The organism is Bradyrhizobium vignae (genome assembly GCF_004114425.1).
Lineage (GTDB): Bacteria > Pseudomonadota > Alphaproteobacteria > Rhizobiales > Xanthobacteraceae > Bradyrhizobium > Bradyrhizobium vignae.
This window is the reverse complement of sequence record NZ_RDQF01000034.1, coordinates 12,733-33,012: the sequence shown is the minus strand read 5'-3', so window position 1 is coordinate 33,012 and position 20,280 is coordinate 12,733. Positions and strand designations below refer to the sequence as shown.

Annotated in this window: 17 protein-coding genes; 8 read left to right on the top strand and 9 right to left on the bottom strand. The window is 64.3% G+C overall.

The genetic code is table 11. The annotated features are described in order from the left end of the window. Positions 1–6: 6 nt before the first annotated feature. From EAV90_RS25090 to EAV90_RS25065, 6 genes are read left to right on the top strand one after another with little or no spacing between them, the layout of a single operon-like run. Positions 7–1,470 (top strand): type II and III secretion system protein family protein, encoded by a 1,464-nt coding sequence (locus EAV90_RS25090; protein ID WP_162500652.1) that lies wholly within the window; start codon positions 7–9, stop codon positions 1,468–1,470. Positions 1,471–1,490: 20 nt separating this feature from the next. Further along, positions 1,491–2,225 (top strand): CpaD family pilus assembly protein, encoded by a 735-nt coding sequence (locus EAV90_RS25085; RefSeq protein ID WP_129145005.1) that lies wholly within the window; start codon positions 1,491–1,493, stop codon positions 2,223–2,225. After that, positions 2,222–3,490, top strand: a complete 1,269-nt coding sequence (locus tag EAV90_RS25080) for a CpaE/TadZ family protein (RefSeq protein ID WP_122405761.1) — start codon at positions 2,222–2,224, stop codon at positions 3,488–3,490. Before EAV90_RS25085 ends, EAV90_RS25080 begins: the two co-directional genes overlap by 4 nt. Before the next feature lie 21 nt (positions 3,491–3,511). After that, a complete protein-coding gene (locus EAV90_RS25075) occupies positions 3,512–4,981 on the top strand; it encodes a TadA family conjugal transfer-associated ATPase (protein WP_122405762.1) in 1,470 nt (489 codons plus the stop codon). A 16-nt stretch (positions 4,982–4,997) separates the two neighbouring features. Beyond that, positions 4,998–5,975: a type II secretion system F family protein gene (locus EAV90_RS25070; RefSeq protein WP_122406940.1), complete on the top strand. Its 978-nt coding sequence runs from the start codon at positions 4,998–5,000 to the stop codon at positions 5,973–5,975. 9 nt (positions 5,976–5,984) lie between these two features. Continuing rightward, the gene (locus EAV90_RS25065) at positions 5,985–6,959 is read left to right on the top strand and encodes a type II secretion system F family protein (protein WP_129145004.1); all 975 of its coding nucleotides are present in this window, start codon (positions 5,985–5,987) and stop codon (positions 6,957–6,959) included. A 56-nt stretch (positions 6,960–7,015) separates the two neighbouring features. Here EAV90_RS25065 and EAV90_RS25060 read toward each other — a convergent pair whose 3' ends face one another. From EAV90_RS25060 to EAV90_RS25050, 4 genes are all read right to left on the bottom strand, one after another. Further along, the gene (locus tag EAV90_RS25060) at positions 7,016–7,843 is read right to left on the bottom strand and encodes a tetratricopeptide repeat protein (protein ID WP_129145003.1); all 828 of its coding nucleotides are present in this window, start codon (positions 7,841–7,843) and stop codon (positions 7,016–7,018) included. A gap of 112 nt (positions 7,844–7,955) precedes the next feature. Beyond that, positions 7,956–8,354 carry a hypothetical protein gene (locus EAV90_RS40760; protein ID WP_245509615.1) on the bottom strand — a complete coding sequence of 133 codons (399 nt, stop codon included), beginning with the start codon at positions 8,352–8,354 and terminating at the stop codon, positions 7,956–7,958. After that, positions 8,335–9,435: a metallophosphoesterase family protein gene (locus tag EAV90_RS25055; RefSeq protein ID WP_245509614.1), complete on the bottom strand. Its 1,101-nt coding sequence runs from the start codon at positions 9,433–9,435 to the stop codon at positions 8,335–8,337. The genes EAV90_RS40760 and EAV90_RS25055 overlap by 20 nt, the downstream gene beginning before the upstream one ends. A 282-nt stretch (positions 9,436–9,717) precedes the next feature. Beyond that, entirely contained in the window at positions 9,718–9,921 is a 204-nt protein-coding gene (locus tag EAV90_RS25050) for a hypothetical protein (RefSeq protein WP_122405766.1), read from the bottom strand. A 201-nt stretch (positions 9,922–10,122) separates the two neighbouring features. Between EAV90_RS25050 and EAV90_RS25045 the strand changes: the two genes are divergently transcribed. Together EAV90_RS25045 and EAV90_RS25040 are read left to right on the top strand one after the other, a co-directional pair. Continuing rightward, on the top strand, positions 10,123–11,496 hold the full coding sequence (locus EAV90_RS25045) for a leucyl aminopeptidase family protein (protein ID WP_129145002.1): 1,374 nt from the start codon (positions 10,123–10,125) through the stop codon (positions 11,494–11,496). Next, complete coding sequence (locus EAV90_RS25040; protein ID WP_129145001.1) at positions 11,489–12,343, top strand: C40 family peptidase; 855 nt, start codon at positions 11,489–11,491, stop codon at positions 12,341–12,343. The genes EAV90_RS25045 and EAV90_RS25040 overlap by 8 nt, the downstream gene beginning before the upstream one ends. Positions 12,344–12,470: 127 nt before the next feature. Here the strand turns inward: EAV90_RS25040 and EAV90_RS25035 are convergent, their stop codons facing one another. Genes EAV90_RS25035 through EAV90_RS25015 form a run of 5 tightly spaced genes read right to left on the bottom strand, consistent with a single transcriptional unit; the run spans position 12,471 to position 20,202 of the window. Next, complete coding sequence (locus tag EAV90_RS25035; RefSeq protein ID WP_162500460.1) at positions 12,471–14,108, bottom strand: ABC transporter ATP-binding protein; 1,638 nt, start codon at positions 14,106–14,108, stop codon at positions 12,471–12,473. 4 nt (positions 14,109–14,112) lie between these two features. After that, positions 14,113–15,291 (bottom strand): ABC transporter permease, encoded by a 1,179-nt coding sequence (locus EAV90_RS25030; protein ID WP_122405769.1) that lies wholly within the window; start codon positions 15,289–15,291, stop codon positions 14,113–14,115. Beyond that, complete coding sequence (locus EAV90_RS25025) at positions 15,291–16,400, bottom strand: microcin C ABC transporter permease YejB (RefSeq protein WP_122405770.1); 1,110 nt, start codon at positions 16,398–16,400, stop codon at positions 15,291–15,293. Before EAV90_RS25025 ends, EAV90_RS25030 begins: the two co-directional genes overlap by 1 nt. 2 nt (positions 16,401–16,402) lie before the next feature. Continuing rightward, positions 16,403–18,289 carry an extracellular solute-binding protein gene (locus EAV90_RS25020; RefSeq protein WP_129145000.1) on the bottom strand — a complete coding sequence of 629 codons (1,887 nt, stop codon included), beginning with the start codon at positions 18,287–18,289 and terminating at the stop codon, positions 16,403–16,405. 14 nt (positions 18,290–18,303) lie between these two features. Beyond that, a complete protein-coding gene (locus EAV90_RS25015; protein WP_129144999.1) occupies positions 18,304–20,202 on the bottom strand; it encodes an extracellular solute-binding protein in 1,899 nt (632 codons plus the stop codon). Positions 20,203–20,280 lie beyond the last annotated feature (78 nt).

Here is a 20,280-nt window from a genome sequence, read left to right as displayed (position 1 = left end):
GTCGATATGAAATGCAGGGCAAATTCGGCGACGATGCGAACCTCGCTGGTCCGCGCCCTGTCGTTTTCGGCCGCCCTCGCGCTGGCGCTCAACCCGGCGGTCGCTGCCGACTACCGCCCCGTGGCTCCGGCCGCGATGGACGGCCAGATCAACGCGCGTTTCCTCTCGCTCGGCGTCGGCAAGTCCATCGTGATCGACCTGCCGCGCGACATCAAGGACGTGCTGGTCGCCGATCCCAAGATCGCCAATGCGGTGGTCCGCTCGGCGCAGCGCGCCTATATCATCGGCGCCGCGGTCGGTCAGACCAACATCGTCTTCTTCGATTCCGCCGGTCAGCAGATTGCGGCCTATGACATCGCGGTCAAGCGCGACCTCAACGGCGTACGGGCCGCGCTGAAGCAGGTCCTGCCCAATGCCGACATCCAGATCGATGGCCTCGGCGATGGTATCGTCCTGACCGGCACGGCTGCCAACCCGATGGAGGCGCAGCAGGCCAACGATCTCGCCGCGCGCCTGGCCGGCGGCCCCGAGAAGGTGGTGAACTCGATCGTGGTGCGCGGCCGCGACCAGATCATGCTCAAGGTGACGGTGGCGGAAGTCCAGCGCAGCATCATCAAGCAGCTCGGCATCGACCTGACCGCCAACCTCAACTACGGCACGTCGGTGGTGAGCTTTTCCAACTCCAATCCGTTCACGGCTCTCGGCAAGAACCTCGTGGACAGCAATAACCTGACCACGAAGTTCGGCGCCGCGCCGTCGGTGCAGGCCACCCTGCGCGCGATGGAAACCGCGGGCGTGATCCGCACGCTGGCCGAGCCGAACCTGACCGCGATCTCCGGCGAGTCGGCGACGTTCATCGCCGGCGGTGAATTCCCGGTCCCGGCAGGCTATGCCTGCGACCCCACCACGCATGTCTGTACCACCCAGATCAGCTTCAAGAAGTTCGGCATCTCCCTGAACTTCACTCCCGTGGTGCTGAGCGAAGGCAAGATCAGCCTGCGGGTGATGACCGAGGTCTCGGAACTGTCGAACGAGAATGCGATCACGCTGTCGCAGGCGGTGACCTCGAATTCGGTGAACTCGCTGACGGTGCCCTCGATCAGGACCCGCCGCGCCGAGACCTCGCTGGAAATTCCCTCCGGCGGCGCGATGGCGATGGCCGGCCTGATCCAGCAGCAGACCAAGCAGGCGATCAGCGGATTGCCGGGACTGATGCAGCTCCCGATCCTGGGCACGCTGTTCCGCAGCCGCGACTTCGTCAACAACGCGACCGAGCTGGTCGTGATCGTGACCCCTTATGTCGTTCGCGCGGTGGCACCAAAGGATCTGTCGCGGCCGGACGACGGCTTCGCACCGCCTGCGGATCCGCAGGCCCAGCTGATCGGCAATATCAACCGGCTCTACGGCGTGCCCGGACGGACCGAACCGGCCAAAAGCTACCGCGGCACCTACGGCTTCATCACCGACTGAGGCGGAACGGGGACTTCACGATGATCACAAGACCACCCCAGCTTCGCAAACGCGCCATCCGCCTCGGTGGCGCGCTCGTCGGCATGGCGCTCGTGCTCGGCGGCTGCCAGCACGACGAGGTCCTCACGGCCTCGATTCCCGACGATTACAAGCAGCGCCACCCGATCGCGGTCGAGGAGCAGAACCGCTCGATCGTCGTCTTCGTCGGCCATGCCCGCGGTGGATTGACCGCCGCCCAGCGCGCCGACGTAATGGGCGTCGCATCGGCATGGTTGCACGAAGGCACCGGCGCCATTCGCATCGACGTGCCCTCCAATACGCCCAATGCTCGTCCGGTTGCCGATACGATGCGTGAGATCCAGGCGATGCTGGCGGCGGCGGGCGTTCCGGCACGCGGCGTCAGCGTCCACCCGTATCAACCGGAAGACAAGCGTTTCCTGCCGCCGATCCGGCTGACCTATTCCAAGATCGCGGCGGTCGCCGGCCCCTGCGGCCTGTGGCCGGAGGACATCGGCCCCTCGATGAAGAACAAGCGCTGGTTCGAGAACAAGGATTACTACAATTACGGCTGCGCCTATCAGCGCAACCTCGCGGCCATGGTCGACAATCCGTCGGACCTCGAGCAGCCGCGGCCCGAAACTCCGTCGTATACGGCGCGGCGCATCACCAGCCTGGAGAAGTATCGCAAGGGAACCACGACGGCGACCACCTATCCCGACGCCGACAAGGCCAAACTGAGCGACACCGGCAAATGATCAGCTACGCGCGCCAGACACAAGAAGAGCAGCCGGCAGCAGCTCCTCCGCCGGTCGAGGAGCATATCGCGCCCGCGCCGCGCGTCTCGGTCCAGGCCTTTTGCGAGACCGTGGAGACTGCCGCCGCGGTCCAGTCGGCCGGCGAGGATCGCCGTCTCGGCAAGGCCCATCTGAAAATCCAGATGGGCGGCATGGCGGCCGCGATCGAGGCCTACCGCTCGGCCCCGACGCCGAACGTGATCGTGCTCGAGAGCGACGGCCGCAGCGATCTGTTGGGCGGCCTCGACCAGCTCGCCACCGTCTGCGACGCCGGCACCCGCGTGGTCGTGATCGGCCGCATCAACGACGTCACGCTCTATCGCGAGCTGGTGCGCCGCGGCGTCAGCGATTACGTGCTCGCGCCGGTCGGCGCGATCGATGTCGTGCGCTCGATCTGCAACCTGTTCTCGGCGCCGGAAGCCAAGGCGGTCGGTCGCATCATCGCCGTGGTCGGCGCCAAGGGCGGCGTCGGAGCCTCCACCATCTCCCACAATGTCGCCTGGGCAATCGCACGCGACCTCGCGATGGACGCCGTCGTCGCCGACCTCGACCTCGCCTTCGGCACCGCCGGGCTCGACTACAATCAGGATCCGCCGCAGGGCATTGCCGATGCCGTGTTCTCGCCCGACCGCGTCGATACGGCTTTCATCGACCGCCTGCTGTCGAAATGCACCGACCATCTCAGCCTGCTGGCGGCGCCTGCGACGCTCGACCGGGTCTACGATTTCGGCACCGACGCTTTCGACGCCGTGTTCGACACGCTGCGCTCCACCATGCCCTGCATCGTGCTCGACGTTCCGCATCAATGGTCGGGCTGGACCAAGCGCGCTCTGATCGGAGCGGACGATATCCTGATCGTGGCCGCGCCCGACCTCGCCAATTTGCGCAATACCAAGAACCTGTTCGATCTGTTGAAGGCCGCGCGCCCCAACGACCGGCCGCCGCTCTACTGCCTGAACCAGGTCGGCGTGCCGAAACGGCCCGAAATCGCCGCCGCGGAGTTCGCCAAGGCGATCGAGAGCCAGCCGGTCGTCTCGATTCCCTTCGAGCCGCAGATCTTCGGCTCGGCGGCCAACAACGGCCAGATGATCGCGGAGATATCCGCGAACCACAAGTCGATCGAGATGTTCCTGCAGATCGCCCAGCGTCTGACCGGCCGCAGCGAGACCAAGAAACAAAAGTCGTCCCTGCTTTCACCTCTGATTGAGAAGTTGCGGGGAAGATAAGCCGCCGCATGGAGTTGTTAAGTGTTCGGTAAGCGTAGCGGAACAGACACCGACTTTCGGGCGCCCAAGCCCGGCGCCGTGTCGCTCGAGCCTGCCCAGGCTCAGGCGCCGACGGTGTCGCGCGCTCCGCCTCCGCCGGCCGTCGCCTCGCCGCCGCTTGCCCCTGCCAAGGCCCCGCCGCCTCCGGCCATGGAGAGCCGGCGCTCGGACAATTATTACGAGGTCAAGGCGACCATCTTCGGCGCACTGATCGAGGCCATCGACCTCGCCCAGCTCGCCAAACTCGATTCGGAGTCCGCGCGCGAGGAAATCCGCGACATCGTCAACGAGATCATCGCGATCAAGAACATCGTGATGTCGATCGCCGAGCAGGAGGAGCTGCTCGACGACATCTGCAACGACGTTCTCGGCTACGGCCCGCTCGAACCGCTGTTGTCGCGCGACGACATCGCCGACATCATGGTCAATGGCGCCAACACCGTCTACATCGAGGTCGGCGGCAAGATCCAACGCACTGGCATCCGCTTCCGCGACAACCAACAGCTTCTCAACATCTGCCAGCGCATCGTCAGCCAGGTGGGCCGGCGCGTCGACGAATCCTCGCCGATCTGCGACGCGCGCCTCGCCGACGGCTCTCGCGTCAACGCCATCGTGCCGCCGCTGTCGATCGACGGCCCCGCGCTCACCATCCGCAAATTCAAGAAGGACAAGCTGACGCTGGATCAGCTCGTCAAGTTCGGCGCGATCACGCCCGAAGGCGCCGAGATCCTTCAGATCATCGGCCGCGTTCGCTGCAACGTGCTGATTTCCGGTGGTACCGGCTCGGGCAAGACCACCCTGCTCAACTGCCTCACCAATTACATCGAGCACGACGAGCGCGTCATCACCTGCGAGGACGCCGCCGAGCTCCAGCTTCAACAGCCCCATGTGGTGCGGCTGGAAACCCGCCCGCCCAATATCGAAGGCGAGGGCCAGGTCACAATGCGCGAGTTGGTGCGCAACTGCCTGCGTATGCGGCCCGAACGCATCATCGTCGGCGAGGTTCGCGGACCCGAAGCCTTCGACCTGCTCCAGGCCATGAACACCGGCCATGACGGTTCGATGGGCACGCTGCACGCCAACAACCCGCGCGAGGCGCTGTCGCGCTGCGAATCCATGATCACGATGGGCGGCTTCTCGTTGCCCTCGCGCACCATCCGCGAGATGATCTGCGCCTCGATCGACGTCATCATCCAGGCCGCGCGCCTGCGCGACGGTTCCCGACGCATCACCCACATCACCGAGGTGATGGGCATGGAAGGTGACACCATCATCACCCAAGACATCTTCCTCTACGACATGGTCGGCGAGGACGCCAACGGCAAGATCATCGGCCGCCACCGCTCGACCGGCATCGGCCGTCCGAAGTTCTGGGAACGCGCCCGCTATTACGGCGAGGAGAAGCGCCTTGCCGCGGCGCTCGACGCGGCGGAAGTCGCGCCGAAGACGTGAGCAGGTCAGCACCGCCATGAATATGCAGGTCCTCGCCCTCGCCTTCCTCGCCACCGCAGCGGTCGGTGGCATCGCCTGGGTATTCCTCTATCCGCTGCTGTCCGGAGAACGAAAGGCGGAAAGCCGGCGCGCCTCGGTCGCGCGCGCCGAAGCTCCCACGGCCCGCCAGGCCGAGAAGACCCAACGCTCGCGCCGTGAGCAGGTCGAGACCACGCTCAAGGACCTCGAGGCGCGGCGCGCGCAGGAGAAGAGCGCTCCGCTCAGCGTCCGCCTGTCGCAGGCGGGGCTTGACTGGACCCCGCAGAAATTCTGGACCGTATCCGCCGTCGTGGCGGGTGTATTTTTCGCGGTCGCTCTGTTCGCCGGCGGTGGCCTGATCGGCGCTGCCGGTCTCGCCTTTGCCGGTGGTTTCGGCCTGCCGCGCTGGGCTCTGGGCTTCCTGAAGAAGCGTCGTGAAACCAAGTTCCTGGCTGCACTGCCCGACGCGGTCGACGTGATCGTCCGCGGCATCAAGGCGGGCCTGCCCCTGTTCGAGTCGATCAAGGTCGTGGCCGCGGACTCGCCCGAGCCGCTCCGCAGCGAATTCCTGGCCATCATCGAGACGCAGGCGATCGGGATGCCGCTCGGCGAGGCCTGCGCGCGGCTCTATGAGCGCATGCCGCTTCCGGAGGCCAACTTCTTCGGCATTGTGGTGTCGATCCAGCAGAAGTCGGGCGGCAACCTCTCCGAAGCGCTCGGCAATCTTTCCAAGGTGCTTCGCGACCGCAAGAAGATGAAGGAAAAGATCCAGGCGATGTCGATGGAGGCCAAGGCCTCGGCCGGCATCATCGGCTCGCTGCCGCCGATCGTGATGTTCCTCGTCTACCTCACGACGCCGCAATACATCTCGCTGCTTTGGACTCATCCCACCGGACAGCTGATGCTGGTCGGCTGCGTCGTCTGGATGTCGATCGGCATCATGGTGATGAAGAAGATGATCAATTTCGATTTCTGACGGTGCCGTATGGTCGAATTCCTCGTCTCGAAACTGCACGACGTCCGCTTCATGACCATGCTGCTCGCGGCCATCGCCGCGAGCGCCACCGTCTATACCCTGGTGATGCCGTTGTTCGCCGGCGAGGGCCTCTCCAAGCGGATGAAAGCGGTGGCGAGCGAACGCGAACGCATCCGGCAGCGCGAGCGTGAGCGTCTTCACAAGAACGAAAAGGTCTCGCTTCGCCAGACGCCGAAGCAACTCGTCTCCAAGGTGGTCGAGGACTTCAATCTGACCAAATGGCTCGCGCAGGAGGCTGCGCGAGACAAGCTCATCATGGCAGGTTACCGCGGCCAGGCGCCTTACATCACCTTCCTGTTCGCCCGCATGGTCGCCCCGATCGTGCTCTTGATCGGCTCGGCCCTCTACGTCTTCGTGATCGCGCATATGGAGCAGGCGATGCCGATCAAGATCGGCATCTGCGTCGGCGCGGCCTATCTCGGCCTCCAGTCGCCGATGCTGTTCCTCAGGAATGCAATCTCCAAGCGCCAGCTCTCGATCAAGCGTGCGTTTCCCGACGCGCTCGACCTGCTCCTGATCTGCATCGAATCCGGCATGTCGGTCGAAATGGCGTTCCGCAAGGTTGCGAACGAAATCGTGGGCCAGTCGATCGCGCTGTCGGAGGAGTTCACCCTGACCACGGCCGAATTGTCCTATTTGCAGGATCGCAAGGTCGCTTATGAGAACCTGGCACGTCGCACCGGGCTCGAGGGCGTCAAGTCGGTGTGTCTGGCGCTTCAGCAGGCGGAGCGTTACGGCACCCCGCTCGGCCAGTCGCTGCGCGTCATGGCGCAGGAGAACCGCGACATGCGCATGAACGAGGCAGAGAAGAAGGCCGCCGCTCTGCCGCCGAAGCTGACGGTGCCGATGATCCTGTTCTTCCTGCCGGTGCTGTTCGTGGTCATTCTCGGACCGACCGGCATCAAGATCACAGAGATGCACTGAGCCCGAGCGAACCGCGCCGTTCACCAATCAAGCCGAGATCAGACGGTCGGATCCGATCAGTCGGGCTGGCTCAGCGAGGCAACCGGCGTCCGCTTCGGTGCGCCGCGCGGGGCGTCGCTGCGGCTCAGCATGTCCTTGAGATAGGCGACATTGGCCGCGGCCTGGTCCGGTGGCAGGTCCGCTTTCACGATGGTCTCCGCTTCCGCGAAGCGGCCCTGGAGACCGACGACCAAAGCGAGGTTCTGCCGCACCCGGGCGCTCGCACGCGGCGAGGCGTAGGCCTGCCGCAGCGCCTCTTCGGCCTTCGGCAGGTCTCTCGACAACATGTAGGACAGGCCGAGATTGGAGAGCACGCCGGGATCACCCGGTGCGATCTTCAGCGCGCTCGCGTAATAGGATCGCGCCTCTTCGTGACGGCCCATCTGGTCCAGCGCAGTGCCCTGTACCGAAAGCAGGCGCCAGTCGGGATTGTCGGGCGAATGCGCCTTCGACAGAACGTCGTAAGCCTGCTGGAAATTGCCGTTGTCGGCGAGTGCGCGGCCGTACAGGGCAAGCAGCGCCTTGTTGCCGGGATTGGCGATGGTCGCCTGCTCAAGCACGGCGGCGGCCTGGGCGCGCTGACCGTTGGCACGCAGGGCCTGTCCGTAGGCGAGCGCGGCGTCGGCATCCTTGGGATTGGCGCGGTAGCGCTCGCCATAGACTTCGACCGCACGCGCTGGATCGGTGGGCGCACGATCGGTGGGAACCGCCTCCGCCCGAGGCCCGACCGAGCCGGTCACCTCGGAGAGTTTCGACATGGCCGTGCAGCCGCCGAGTCCCATCGTCACCATCGCGACCAGCGACGTGGAGGCAAGTAGCCGGGTAAGACTGATCCGTTGACGCATGACGCCTTGACTCTCGAGCCGCTTGATCGAGCCGAACGCGTCAGCAATAGAATGTTAACCCTAACGGCCGGTTAACGCCGTCTCGGGCCTACTCCTCTCACGGCGGCGATTGTTACGACGGCACCTCACCGCCGAGATCCAGATCGAGGCCGAGCGTCTTCACCTGTTCGTCCAAGTCCCGCAGCAGTTGCAGTCTCTGCCGCGCCTGCCACTGAACGTCGACGCCCTCGCAGGGCAACCGCGGCACTTGGCGCAGGAAGTCGTCACAGTTGATCAGACCCCTCCCGCAGAGTTCACCGAGCTGAGCGCTATCGATGCCGAGCACCTCGGCGGATTGCTCGACCAATCGGCCGAGCAGCATTCTCACCGCCGCAAGCGTGTCGATGTCAGATCTGGGCGCGGACCTCGCGATCTTGCCTTCGAGCTCAGTCCAGGCATGCGACGAGACGACGTAGGCGTAGAGCGCATCCGCCCAGTTCGGGTCGGCTTCATCATAAAAGCTGCGGCGCATGAACAGCCGGCGGGTGATCGCCCCGCTTCACTGAGGCGGATGAGGCGACCTCGATCGCCGCCTGGACGGCCGGATCACGGGAAAAGTTCCGCGCTGCCGGCAGTCTGATGACGCCGTCAGGCAGGTTCGAATCGAGCAGCGTGAAGGCGGCATCGTTGCGCAGCCTTGAATAGCGGGTGATCGCGAAACGATGTTCCGTGCGCCAGCCACGGGACGCGGGGCCGAAATGGATGAGGTTGAAGCCGGCGGCGTCGCCGGCTTGGCCGGTCGAGGATGGACATGAGAGCACGTAGATCGTGCGCCAGAACGCCTCCCTGCTCTCGCTCGATGTCGCGCGCGGATCGGGGACGGAATAGCGGGTCAGTCCCTCGACGTGGCGATGACCGTGCAGAACCAGATCGACATCGAGCGAGATGGCAGCCTCGAGGAAGGTCGCGGGCGCGGCGAGATACATCAGCGGTTCGTCGGGCACGCCGAGAAAGCGCTTTCCTTCGCCGGTCGCCTGCGGCAGCGGATGATGGTGCAGGGCCAGCACACGGACCAGGTTTTCCGCCGGCTCGGCATAATCGGCGCGCCCCGCAGAACCCATGCTGGCCGCGAGTTCGGCGCTGAGCCGGGCGGACTCTGCGACCATCGCCTTGTAAGTGCTCTCGTCGATCTTGCCGCTCGCGAGCGCCATCAGGCTTGCGCGATTGGAATCGAGCAGCGCCAGCTCGAGGCCTGCCTGCCGGTAATAGACACTCTTCGAGGTTCGTGGCAGATGCAGGTAATCATAGGCGTCGTGACGGCCGGCACGCTGGCTCGGCCGCTTGACATCGTGATTTCCGGCAACGGCCTGGATGTCGGTGAACAGCCCGGTCTGCCGGAAAGTCGCGATCACGGCGAGCGCCTCGTCGAGCGCGCGCGGATTCGGATCGTCCACCAGATCCCCCGTGATCAGCAGGATGCGATCGGGGACATCCGTGACGCCCGTCATCTTTTCGCGAATCGCGGCCCTGAGTGTCTCGACGATCGATAGCAGCCGGCCCGACCCGTCCAGATGCAGGTCGGAAATCTGCACAATGACGAACGATCTATCCATTTTGCGCCGCTCATCTGCAAATGCTGCGCCGCCCAAACGATGAGAGAAATGCTTCGACGAACAGATTCAGGCCGTATCAGCCAAGAACGAACCTGGACAGGTATCAACCGCGTGCCGCCGCGTGTCCGCGTTCGGTGTATGCGGAGCGGACGGCACAATTTTAAATATTCGTCAATAATGCCACAACCACAACGCTAGTAAAGCCCTGCGGCGGTGCTTTTGCGAACGGCAGTCGTCGACGTGAGATACGAGATCCGCCGAGGACGGTTTCGTCTCGCCAGGTCAATATTCGACGGCGAGCCGCTTGCGGATTTCGTCTACGCGCTTGTCGAGCGCGTCGAACCGCGCGTGCACGGAGCGGTCGTGGAGATAGAAGACGTAGCCGCCGGCAAGGAACGCGAAGATCCAATGGTGATGCTCGACATAGCCAAAAATCGCCTCGATGGCCTGGCCGATGAACGTGACCACGCTCCACACGAATTCCATCGCATTTCCTCCCGGCGCTTCCTCATCGGTCGCCGGCGATCTCCACTTCAGGCGGCCGCTCTCCGGAACCTAGCATGGCCTCCCTGCGGCGAGTAGCGGCTCGCTGAACGGTGACGGCAAAGCCGATTGCAGCGGCGGCGAAACTCTGCGAAGTCTGGTCCGTTCGCATGACCCGCTTGATCCGACGATCCGGACCCGCCAATGCCTTCTGTCTTCGAGACCTCACCCACCGCCACCCCGATCACCTTCGTCACCAAGTCGAGCTGGGATCAGGTCGCCGAGACGCTGCCACCGGCGCACCGCCAGTTCGCAAGGGCGAGCGCCTTTGCCGCCAAGCCACGCAGCTATCTGGCGCTGCCCGCGCCGGATGGCGCGATCGCGCAGGTGCTGTTCGGCCTCGAGGACGAGGGCGCCAGATCGCGCGACCTGTTCCGGCCGGGCGCCCTGCCCGGCCTGCTGCCGCCGGGCACCTATCGCTTTGCCAATGCACCGCACGATGCGCGACTGGCGGCGCTCGCCTTCGCACTGGGCTGCTACCGCTTTGCCCGCTACCGCAAGGCTGATCGCCCCGAGGTCCGGCTGGTCCCACCTGATGGTGTCGACCCGGCCGAGATCGAGCGTATTGCCGATGCCGCGATGCTCGCGCGCGACCTCATCAACACGCCGTCCAACGACATGGGCCCGTCGGAGCTCGCGGCGGCCGCGCAGGCGCTCGCGGCCGAGTTCGGGGCAAGCTTCGCCTGCACAATCGGCGAGGATCTGAAGACGAATTTCCCGCTGATCCACGCCGTCGGCATGGCCTCGAGCCGCGCGCCACGGCTGATCGACATCGGCTGGGGCGATCCCGATCATCCCAAGGTGACGCTGGTCGGCAAGGGCGTGTGTTTCGACACCGGCGGCCTCGACCTGAAGCCGTCGAGCGGCATGCTGATCATGAAGAAGGACATGGGCGGCGCCGCCAACGTGCTGGCGCTGGCGCGCATGGTGATGGATGCGAAGCTGAAGGTGCGGCTGCGCGTGCTGATCCCGGCGGTGGAGAATGCGGTCGCCGGAAATGCGTTCCGCCCGCTCGACATTTTTACCTCGCGCAAGGGCATCACGGTCGAGATCGGCAACACGGATGCGGAAGGACGCCTGGTGCTCGCCGATGCGCTGGCGCTGGCCGACGAGGAGAAGCCGGACCTGCTGATCGACCTGGGCACGCTGACCGGCGCGGCGCGCGTCGCGCTGGGGCCGGACCTGCCGCCCTTCTACACCAATGATGAGACGCTGGCCGTCGACGTCGCGCGCTGCGCGGCGAAGGAGAACGATCCGTTGTGGCGCATGCCGCTGTGGCCGCCTTACGATTCCTGGCTGGACTCCAAGACGGCGACCATCACCAATGCGCCGTCGGGCGGCTTTGCCGGCTCGATCACCTGCGCCCTGTTCCTGCAGCGCTTCGTCGAGCACGCCAAGAGCTGGTTGCATGTCGACATCTACGGCTGGACGCCGTCGGCGAAGCCGGCGCGGCCCGAAGGCGGCGAGTGCCAGGCCGCGCGCGCCATCTACGCATTGCTGAGCGAGCGCTATGCGTGATCCAGGACACGATCCAAGGCTGACGCCGGCGCGGGGCGACATCGCCGCGAAATATCTCGAAGGCAAGGTTGCGGCGGAGCGCTTCGTCACCGGCGAAGAATTCGAGGTCATCGACGCGCTCGCGCCGTTACGCGAGCAGCCATCCTCGAATGCGATGCTGATGACGGAGGCGCTGCGGGGCGAGCGCGTCGCGGTCTACGACCGCAACGGCGAAGGCTGGGCCTGGGGCCAGCTCAATGGCGACGGCTATGTCGGCTGGCTGCCCGACGCGGCGCTGTTGAAACCGACGGCCGCGCCGACGCACAAGGTCAGCGCACTCCGGACGTTTGCGTTTCCCGGCCCGTCGATCAAGCTGCCGCCGGCTGCCACGCTGGTCCTGGGATCAAGGCTCACGATCGCGCGCGAGGACGGGGCCTTCGCGGTGACGCGGGACGGAACGTTCTTGCCACGGACTCATCTCGCGCCGCTCGATCATTACGAGCCGGATTTCGTCGCAGTGGCCGAGCGCTTCGTTGGCACACCTTACCTCTGGGGCGGCAAGAGCAGTTTTGGCATCGATTGCTCGGGGCTGGTCCAGGTCTCGCTGGCATCAGCCGGGATCGGCTGCCCGCGCGACAGCGACATGCAGCTCGCCGGTCTCGGCCGTGCGCTGGAGCCGCATGAGCGGAGCAGCCTGCTGCGTGGCGATCTGATCTTCTGGAAGGGCCATGTCGCCATCGTCCGCGACGGCAGCACCATGGTTCACGCCAATGCCCATCACATGGCGACCGTGATCGAACCGATCGAGCCCGCGATTGCGCGGATCAAGCAGGCCGGCAGCGAGGTCGTCGCGATCAAGCGGCTCTGATTGTTCTTGTGATTCCGGGGCACGCGCATCGCGCCTGAACTATGGTGCGCAATTGCGCACCTGAGCACCTCGCACCATAATCTCTGGGTTCCGGGTTCGCGCTGCGCGCGCCCCGGAATCACGAACGCTACGTCGCGACCGCCCCGTTCCCCGCGGTCTCCAGCCGGAACGCGGCCGCGAACAGCGCGCGCGTGTAATCCGTCTTCGGATTCCGAAACAGCTCGGCCGCCTGCCCCTCCTCGACCACCTTGCCGCCGCGCATCACGATGAGATGGCTGGCGAGCGAGGCGACGACGCGTAAGTCGTGCGAGATGAACATGTAGGTGAGGTCGCGCTTGCGCTGGAGCTCGCGCAGCAGATCGACCATCTGCGCCTGGAACAGCATGTCGAGCGCGCTGGTCGGCTCGTCCAGCACGACGAAATCCGGCTCCAGCACCACCGCCCGCGCGATGCTGATGCGCTGGCGCTGGCCACCCGAGAATTCATGCGGATAGCGGAAGCGCGTCTCCGGATCGAGCCCGACATCCTCCAGCGCCTTGACGACGCGTGCCTCGCGCTCCTCACGCGACAGCTTCGGCTGATGCACCGACAGGCCCTCGGCGACGATGTCGGCGACCGACATGCGCGGTGAGAGCGAGCCGAACGGATCCTGGAACACGATCTGCATGTCGCGCCGGAAGGGGCGCATCTCCTTGAAGCGCAGGCCCTGGATGTCCTTGCCTAAGAACACGATACGGCCATTCGAGGAGATCAGCCGCAGCAGTGCGAGCCCCAGCGTGGTCTTGCCCGAGCCGGATTCGCCGACCACCCCGAGCGTCTCGCCCTTACGCACGGCGACGCTGACGCCATCGACTGCCTTGATGTGGCCGACCGTCTTGCGCATCAGGCCGCGCCTGATCGGGAACCAGACTTTGAGATCATCGGCCGACATCACCACCGGCGCACTCGGCTGCGGCGGCGCGGGATCCGGCTTCGGCTCCGCGGCGAGCAGGTCGCGCGTATAGGGATGTTTCGGGGTCTTGAAGACCTGCTCGACCGGCCCCTGTTCGACGATCACGCCGCCCTTCATGACGCACACGGTATCGGCGATGCGGCGGACGATGCCGAGATCGTGGGTGATGAACAAGAGGCTCATGCCGAGCCGCGAACGGATCTCGGCGAGCAGCGCCAGGATCTGCGCCTGCACGGTGACGTCGAGCGCCGTGGTCGGCTCGTCCGCGATCAACAGATCCGGCTCGTTGGCGAGCGCCATCGCGATCATCACGCGCTGGCGCTGACCGCCGGAGAGCTGGTGCGGATAGCTCTTCAGCCGCGTCTCGGGCTCGGGGATGCCGACCTGCGTGAGCAGCTCCAGCGTCCGTCTGCGCGCCTCGGCATTGCTGGTCGGATTATGCAGCTGGATGATCTCGCCAATCTGCGCCTCGATCGTGTGCAACGGATTGAGCGAGGTCATCGGCTCCTGGAAGATGATGGAGATGTCGCTGCCTCTGATCTCCCGCATCTGCCGCTCGGATTGCTCGATCAGCTCCTGCCCCTTGAAACGGATGCTGCCCGAAGGATGGGAGGCGTTCGGGTACGGCAGCAGCTTGAGGATCGAGAGCGCGCTGACCGACTTGCCGGAGCCGGACTCGCCGACCAGCGCGACGCATTCGCCGCGCTTGATCTGGAACGAGACCTTGTCGACCGCGAGCGTGGTGGCGCCGGCCTGATGGAAGGCCACCGAGAGATCGCGCACGCTGAGCAGGGGCTGGTTGATGGCGTCCATGACCTTACCTGAACGTCTTGCGCGGATCGAAGGCGTCGCGCACGGCTTCGCCGATGAAGATCAACAGCGACAGCATGATCGCAACCGAGAAGAAACCTGAGAAGCCGAGCCACGGTGCCTGCACGTTGGCCTTGGCCTGCGACAGCAGCTCGCCGAGCGAAGGTGAGCCCGGTGGCAGGCCGAAGCCGAGGAAATCGAGGGCCGTCAGTGTCATCACCGAGCTCGACACGATGAAGGGCAGGAAGGTCATGGTCGCGACCATCGCGTTCGGCAGCAAGTGACGGAACATGATGACCGGGTTGGACACGCCGAGCGCCCGCGCCGCCTGGATGTATTCGAAATTGCGCCCGCGCAGGAATTCGGCCCGCACCAGACCGACCAACGAGACCCAGGAGAACAGCAGGAGGATTCCGAGCAGCACGAAGAAGCCGGGCACGAGGACCGAGGACAGGATCAGGAGAAGATAGAGCGAGGGAATCGCCGTCCAGATCTCGATGAAGCGCTGGAAGATGAGATCGACCCGGCCGCCGAAATAGCCTTGCACCGCTCCCGCCGCGATGCCGATAACGGACGAAACGATGGTGAGACAAAGGCCGAACAGCACCGAGATGCGGAAGCCATAGATCAATCGCGCCACCACGTCGCGGCCCTGATCGTCGGTGCCGAGCCAGTTGTATTCGAGGTCGCGGCAGCTCTTCAGCCCCTTCTTCTCCACCACCGGCTTGCACTGCTTCTCCGTCAGCATCCAGGTTGGCGGCGACGGTGCCGGTGTCGGCAGGTCGAGATTATGCGTGTCGTAGGAATAGCGGATCAGCGGCCAGACGATGGTGCCGCCCTTGTCCTTGATCAGCTTCTGCAAATAGGGATCGCGGTAGTCCGCCGCCGTCTCGAAATCGCCGCCGAAGGTCGTCTCAGAATAGGTCACGAAGGCCGGCCAATAGAGACGGCCGTCGAATTTGATCAGGAAGGGCCGATCATTGGCGATCAGTTCCGCAAACAGCGAGACCACGAACAAGCCGATGAAAATCCAGAACGACCAATAGCCGCGCCGGTTGGCCTTGAAGTTCTGCCAACGCCGCCTGTTGAGTGGCGAAGGCGCGTAGGGCTTGCGCGTGATCGGTACGACCCCTCCCAGCGGAGACTTGGCCGTGGTCTCGATCGGTGTCGGCGCGGTAATCGTCATCAGACCTCCCGCGCCTCGAAGTCGATCCGAGGGTCGATCCACATATAGGTCAGGTCGGAGATCAAATTGATCACGAGACCGACCAGCGAAAAGATGTAGAGCGTGCCGAACACCACCGGGTAGTCGCGGTTGAGCACGCTCTCGAAGCTGAGCAGCCCGAGCCCATCCAGCGAGAAGATGGTCTCGATCAGCAGCGAGCCGGAAAAAAAGGCGTGGATGAAGGTTCCGGGGAAGCCGGCGATCACGATCAGCATGGCGTTGCGGAAGACGTGGCCATAGAGCACCCGGCTCTCGGTGCAGCCCTTGGCCCGCGCAGTCATGACGTATTGCTTGCGGATCTCGTCCAGGAACGAGTTCTTGGTCAGGAACGTCATGGTGGTGAACGCGCCAAGCCCCATGGCGATCAGCGGCAGCGTCAGGTGCCAGAAGTAATCGAGGATCTTCCAGTACCAGGGAAACTGCGACCAACCGTCCGAGGTCAGTCCGCGTAGCGGGAACCAGTTGAAGAAGGAGCCGCCGGCAAACAGGATGATCAGGAGGATCGCAAACAGGAAACCGGGAATCGCATAGCCGAGCACGAGCACTGTCGATGTCCAGGTGTCGAATCGCGTGCCGTCCTTCACCGCCTTGCGGATGCCGAGTGGAATCGAGATCAGATAGGTCAGAAGCGTCAGCCACAGTCCGAGCGAGATCGAGACGGGCAGCTTCTCCTTAATGAGCTGGAGCACGCTGACGTCGCGGAAATAGCTCTTGCCGAAATCGAAGCGAGCGAAATTCCACACCATCAGCAGGAAGCGTTCCGGTGCCGGCTTGTCGAAGCCGAACTGCACCTCCAGCTTCTTGATGAAATCAGGGTCGAGCCCCTGCGCCCCCCGATATTTCGAATTGATGGCATCGCCGCCGGCACCGACCTGCCCAGGTGCGCGCTGCGCAAAATCGCCGCCGCCCGAAATGCGCGACGTGCCGCCGGTATCGGCGCCTGAGAGTTGCGCGATCACGCGCTCGACCGGGCCGCCCGGCGCGAACTGCACGACGACGAAGGACACGAAGAGGATTCCGAGCAGCGTCGGGATCATCAGGAGGATGCGGCGGGCGATATAGGCGCTCATGGCTATTTTGCCTGCTCGAGCTTGGCCGCCTTGGCGGGTTCATGCCACCAGATGTCGGGCGCGCCGACGCCGTTGGCATAGCGCGGCAATTTCTGCGGATGGCCGAACTGATCCCAATAAGCCAGCCGGTGCGTCTTGTTGTACCATTGCGGCACCCAATAGCGGCCGGCGCGGAACAGACGATCGAACGCGCGGCAGGCGATCGTCAACTCCTCGCGGCTGTCAGCCGCCATGATCTTCTCGATCATTGCATCGATCGCCGGGCTGGCGACGCCCGCGAGATTGTACGAGCCCTTGGTGTTCGCCACCTGCGAGGAGAAGAACGCGCGCATGGCATCGCCTGGCGTCGCCGACATGCTGAAGCGCTGGATGGTCATGTCGAAATCGAAATCTTCCTGGCGCGCCTTGTGTTGCACGGCATCGACGAGACGCACGCTCGCCTCGATGCCGAGCGTCGCCAGATTCTTGATGTAGGGCGCATGGTGCGGCTGGAACGAGGGCTCATCCAGCAGGAACTCGATCCTGAACACCTCGCCATTCGGCAGCACCCGCTTGCCGTCCTTGATCGGCACGCCGGCTTCGTTCAGCAGTTGCTGCGCCTTGCGCAACAGGCTGCGGTCTTGCCCGGAGCCGTCTGACACCGGAGGCGTAAACGGCGCAGCGAACACTTCGTCGGGAACCTGACCGCGGAAGGATTCGAGCAGCTTGAGCTCCTCCTGCGAAGGAGGCCCATCGCCCGCCATGAGGTCCGAGTTCTGGAACGGCGACACGGTACGGGCATAAGCCCCGTACATGATGGTCTTGTTGGTCCATTCGAAATCGAAGGCGTTGATCAGGGCCTCGCGCACGCGCGCGTCCTTGAACTTGTCGCGCCGCGTGTTGATGAACCAGCCTTGCGCGCCGGACGGCGTGTCGTCGGGCACGACCTCCAGCTTGACGCGGCCATCCTTCGCGGCCGGGAAGTCATAGCGTGTCGCCCAGATGCGCGAGGTGAACTCCTCGCGGTAGAGATAGCTCTTGCCGGTGAAACCCTCGAAGGCGACATCGCGGTCGCGATAGAACTCATAGCGCACGACATCGAAATTGTAGGTGCCGCGGCAGGGCGGCAGATCGGCAGCCCACCAGTCCTTCACCCGCTCAAACTCGATATAGCGATTGACCTCGAACTTGCCGACCTTGTACGGACCCGAGCCCAGCGGAGTCTCCAGAGACGATTCATCGAACGGGCGAGACGCGTAGTACGCCTTCGAAAAGATCGGAAGCCCGGCGACATAGAGCGGCACGTCGCGGGCGCGTCCCTTGGCAAACGTGACGACGAGCGTCGCATCGTCGAGCGCTTCGGCGCTGACCATGTCGCGCATCTGCACGATGATGAGCGGATGGCCCTTGGTCTTCAGCGCCGTCAGCGAGAACGCCGCATCATGCGCAGTGAGCTTCGTGCCGTCGTGGAATTTCGCCTCGGGCCGCATGGTGAAGCGATAGACCAGCTTGTCCGGCGATATCCGCACGGATTGGGCGGCCAGCCCGTACATCGCATCGGGCTCGTCGTTTGCGCGGACCATCAGCGGTGCAAACGTCATGTCCATGCCCTGCGCGCCGTCGCCCTTCAGGATGAAAGCGTTGAGCGAGTTGAAGGTCTGGTAGGACTGGTTGTACGAGCGCACCGACGGGATCAGCGAGAACGTGCCTCCCTTCGGCGCGTCGACATTGACGTAATCGAAATGATGGAAGTCGGCCGGATATTTGAGATCGCCGAACGCCGAGATGCCGTGCGCCTCGGTCGCCGCTTCCGACGCTCGCGCACTGCGTAGCGGCTGCGCACCCAGCGACGCCCCGAGGGCGCCGCCAACGCCCAAGACCAACACATGGCGGCGTGACATCTGCGTCATGCGGGGGTTGTCCTTCACGACTTCTTTGCGATCCGCGCTGCCTTCTCTGCGTCATACCACCAGATGAACGGGAAGCCGGACAGACCATATCTGGGCAATTCCCCCGGCCGGCCGAAGCGATCCCAGCGCGCGGTGCGCAGCTTTGGATAATTCCACTGCGGCACGACGTAGTGATTCCACAGCAGCACGCGGTCGAGCGCCTTGGTCGCGGCGACGAGATCGTCGCGATCGGTGGCGTAGATGACCCGCTCGATCAGCTTGTCAACCGCCGGATTCTTGATGCCGGCAAGATTGCGCGAGCCGGCGATGTCGGCCGTCTTGGAGGACCAGAATTCGCGCTGCTCATTGCCCGGCGACTGCGATTCGGGCCAGGAGTTGGTGACCATGTCGAAATCCCACTCGCGGGTCCTGTTCTCGTATTGAGTTGGATCGACGGTACGCACGCTGACGGCAATCCCGAGCCGCTCCAGCGAGGGCTTGTAAAACAGCGCGATCCGCTCGAAGCTCGGATCCGAATTCAGCAGTTCCAGAGAGAACTGGGCACCGGTCTTGACGTCGATCAGCCTGCGGTCGCGCACCTCGTAGCCCGCCTCCTTGAAGAGGCGCAGCGCCTCGCGAAGATTGTCGCGCACGGCCTCGGGGCTGCCGCCGACCGGATTGGTGTAGGCGGTGGTGAAGACTTCGGGCGGGACCTGGGCGCGGACGGTCTCGAGGATCTCGAGCTCCTTCCCCTGTGGCAGGCCGGTCGCCATCAGATCTTCGATCCCGTCGAAATAGCTGCTGATGCGCTTGTACTGACCGTAGAAGATCTGCTTGTTCATCTCCTCGAAGTCGAACGCGTAGTTGAGCGCGCGACGCACGCGGGGATCGCTGAACTTGGCGCGGCGCAGGTTCGGCACGAAGGCCTGCATCACGCCCGAGCTGCGATTGGGGAATTCCTCGAGGATCACGCGCTTTTCGGTCACCGCCGGGAAATCGTAGGCTGTCGCCCAGTTCTTCGCGCTGTTCTCGGTGCGCCAATCGACCTGGTCGGCCTTGAAGGCCTCGATCGCGACAGTGGCGTCGCGGAAGTATTCGTAGCGCAGCTCGTCGAAATTGTTGCGGCCGACATTGGCAGGCAGATCGCCGCCCCAATAGTCCTTGACGCGCTCCAGCGCGATCGATCGTCCTGCAACGAATTCCTTGACCCGGTAAGGGCCGGAACCGAGCGGCACTTCGAGCGTCGTGGCGGAAACGTCGCGCTTGCGGCCCTGCGCGTCCGTCCCCTCCCACCAATGCTTCGGCAAGACAATAAGCTGTCCCACGATCTGCGGCAGTTCACGGTTGCCGGGTGCGTCGAAGACGAACCGCACCTCGCGCTCGCCGACCTTCTCGGCCTTTACCACATGGCTGTAGTACGCCGAGTACATCGGATGGTGCTTCTTGAAGGAATCGAGCGAGAAGATCACGTCATCCGGCGTCACGGGCTTGCCGTCATGCCATTTGGCTTGCGGCCGCAAGCGATAGGTGACGAAGGAGAAGTCATCGGGGTGGCTGACCGCTTCCGCCAGCGCGCCGTATTCGGTCGAGACCTCGTCAAGCGAGGGCGTCGTGAGGGATTCGTAGATGAAGGCGATCGCACCGGCCACCTGCCCCTTCACACCCGATACGACGATGTTGAAATTGTCGAATGTGCCGACGGCGATCTGGCGCGCCACGCCACCCTTGGGCGCGTCCGGATTGACGTAGTCGAAGCGCTTGAAATCGGCGGGGTACTTTACCTTTCCGAACAGCGACAGCGCATGGCGCCAGGGCAGCTCAGCTGCTGATTGCGCATGCGCCGAGCCGACGGCAACGCCCGCGACGGAACCAAGGGCGGGAAGCGCTGCGGCAGCAGTGCCGGTGAGCAGGAGATCGCGTCGGGTAATGGCCAAATCAACATCCCTGTCTTGAAGGAGGCTACTCCTTTAAGTTCCCAATATAGGCGAGGTTTCGACGGAATATGTTGCTTT

Bases quoted from the DNA above. Each gene is read 5' to 3' on its own strand.
- EAV90_RS25090 (WP_162500652.1), top strand. From the start codon at position 7: ATGAAATGCAGGGCAAATTCGGCGACGATGCGAACCTCGCTGGTCCGC.
- EAV90_RS25085 (WP_129145005.1), top strand. From the start codon at position 1,491: ATGATCACAAGACCACCCCAGCTTCGCAAACGCGCCATCCGCCTCGGT.
- EAV90_RS25080 (WP_122405761.1), top strand. From the start codon at position 2,222: ATGATCAGCTACGCGCGCCAGACACAAGAAGAGCAGCCGGCAGCAGCT.
- EAV90_RS25070 (WP_122406940.1), top strand. From the start codon at position 4,998: ATGAATATGCAGGTCCTCGCCCTCGCCTTCCTCGCCACCGCAGCGGTC.
- EAV90_RS25065 (WP_129145004.1), top strand. From the start codon at position 5,985: ATGGTCGAATTCCTCGTCTCGAAACTGCACGACGTCCGCTTCATGACC.
- EAV90_RS25060 (WP_129145003.1), bottom strand. From the start codon at position 7,843: ATGCGTCAACGGATCAGTCTTACCCGGCTACTTGCCTCCACGTCGCTG.
- EAV90_RS40760 (WP_245509615.1), bottom strand. From the start codon at position 8,354: ATGCGCCGCAGCTTTTATGATGAAGCCGACCCGAACTGGGCGGATGCG.
- EAV90_RS25055 (WP_245509614.1), bottom strand. From the start codon at position 9,435: ATGGATAGATCGTTCGTCATTGTGCAGATTTCCGACCTGCATCTGGAC.
- EAV90_RS25050 (WP_122405766.1), bottom strand. From the start codon at position 9,921: ATGGAATTCGTGTGGAGCGTGGTCACGTTCATCGGCCAGGCCATCGAG.
- EAV90_RS25045 (WP_129145002.1), top strand. From the start codon at position 10,123: ATGCCTTCTGTCTTCGAGACCTCACCCACCGCCACCCCGATCACCTTC.
- EAV90_RS25040 (WP_129145001.1), top strand. From the start codon at position 11,489: ATGCGTGATCCAGGACACGATCCAAGGCTGACGCCGGCGCGGGGCGAC.
- EAV90_RS25035 (WP_162500460.1), bottom strand. From the start codon at position 14,108: ATGGACGCCATCAACCAGCCCCTGCTCAGCGTGCGCGATCTCTCGGTG.
- EAV90_RS25030 (WP_122405769.1), bottom strand. From the start codon at position 15,291: ATGACGATTACCGCGCCGACACCGATCGAGACCACGGCCAAGTCTCCG.
- EAV90_RS25025 (WP_122405770.1), bottom strand. From the start codon at position 16,400: ATGAGCGCCTATATCGCCCGCCGCATCCTCCTGATGATCCCGACGCTG.
- EAV90_RS25020 (WP_129145000.1), bottom strand. From the start codon at position 18,289: ATGACGCAGATGTCACGCCGCCATGTGTTGGTCTTGGGCGTTGGCGGC.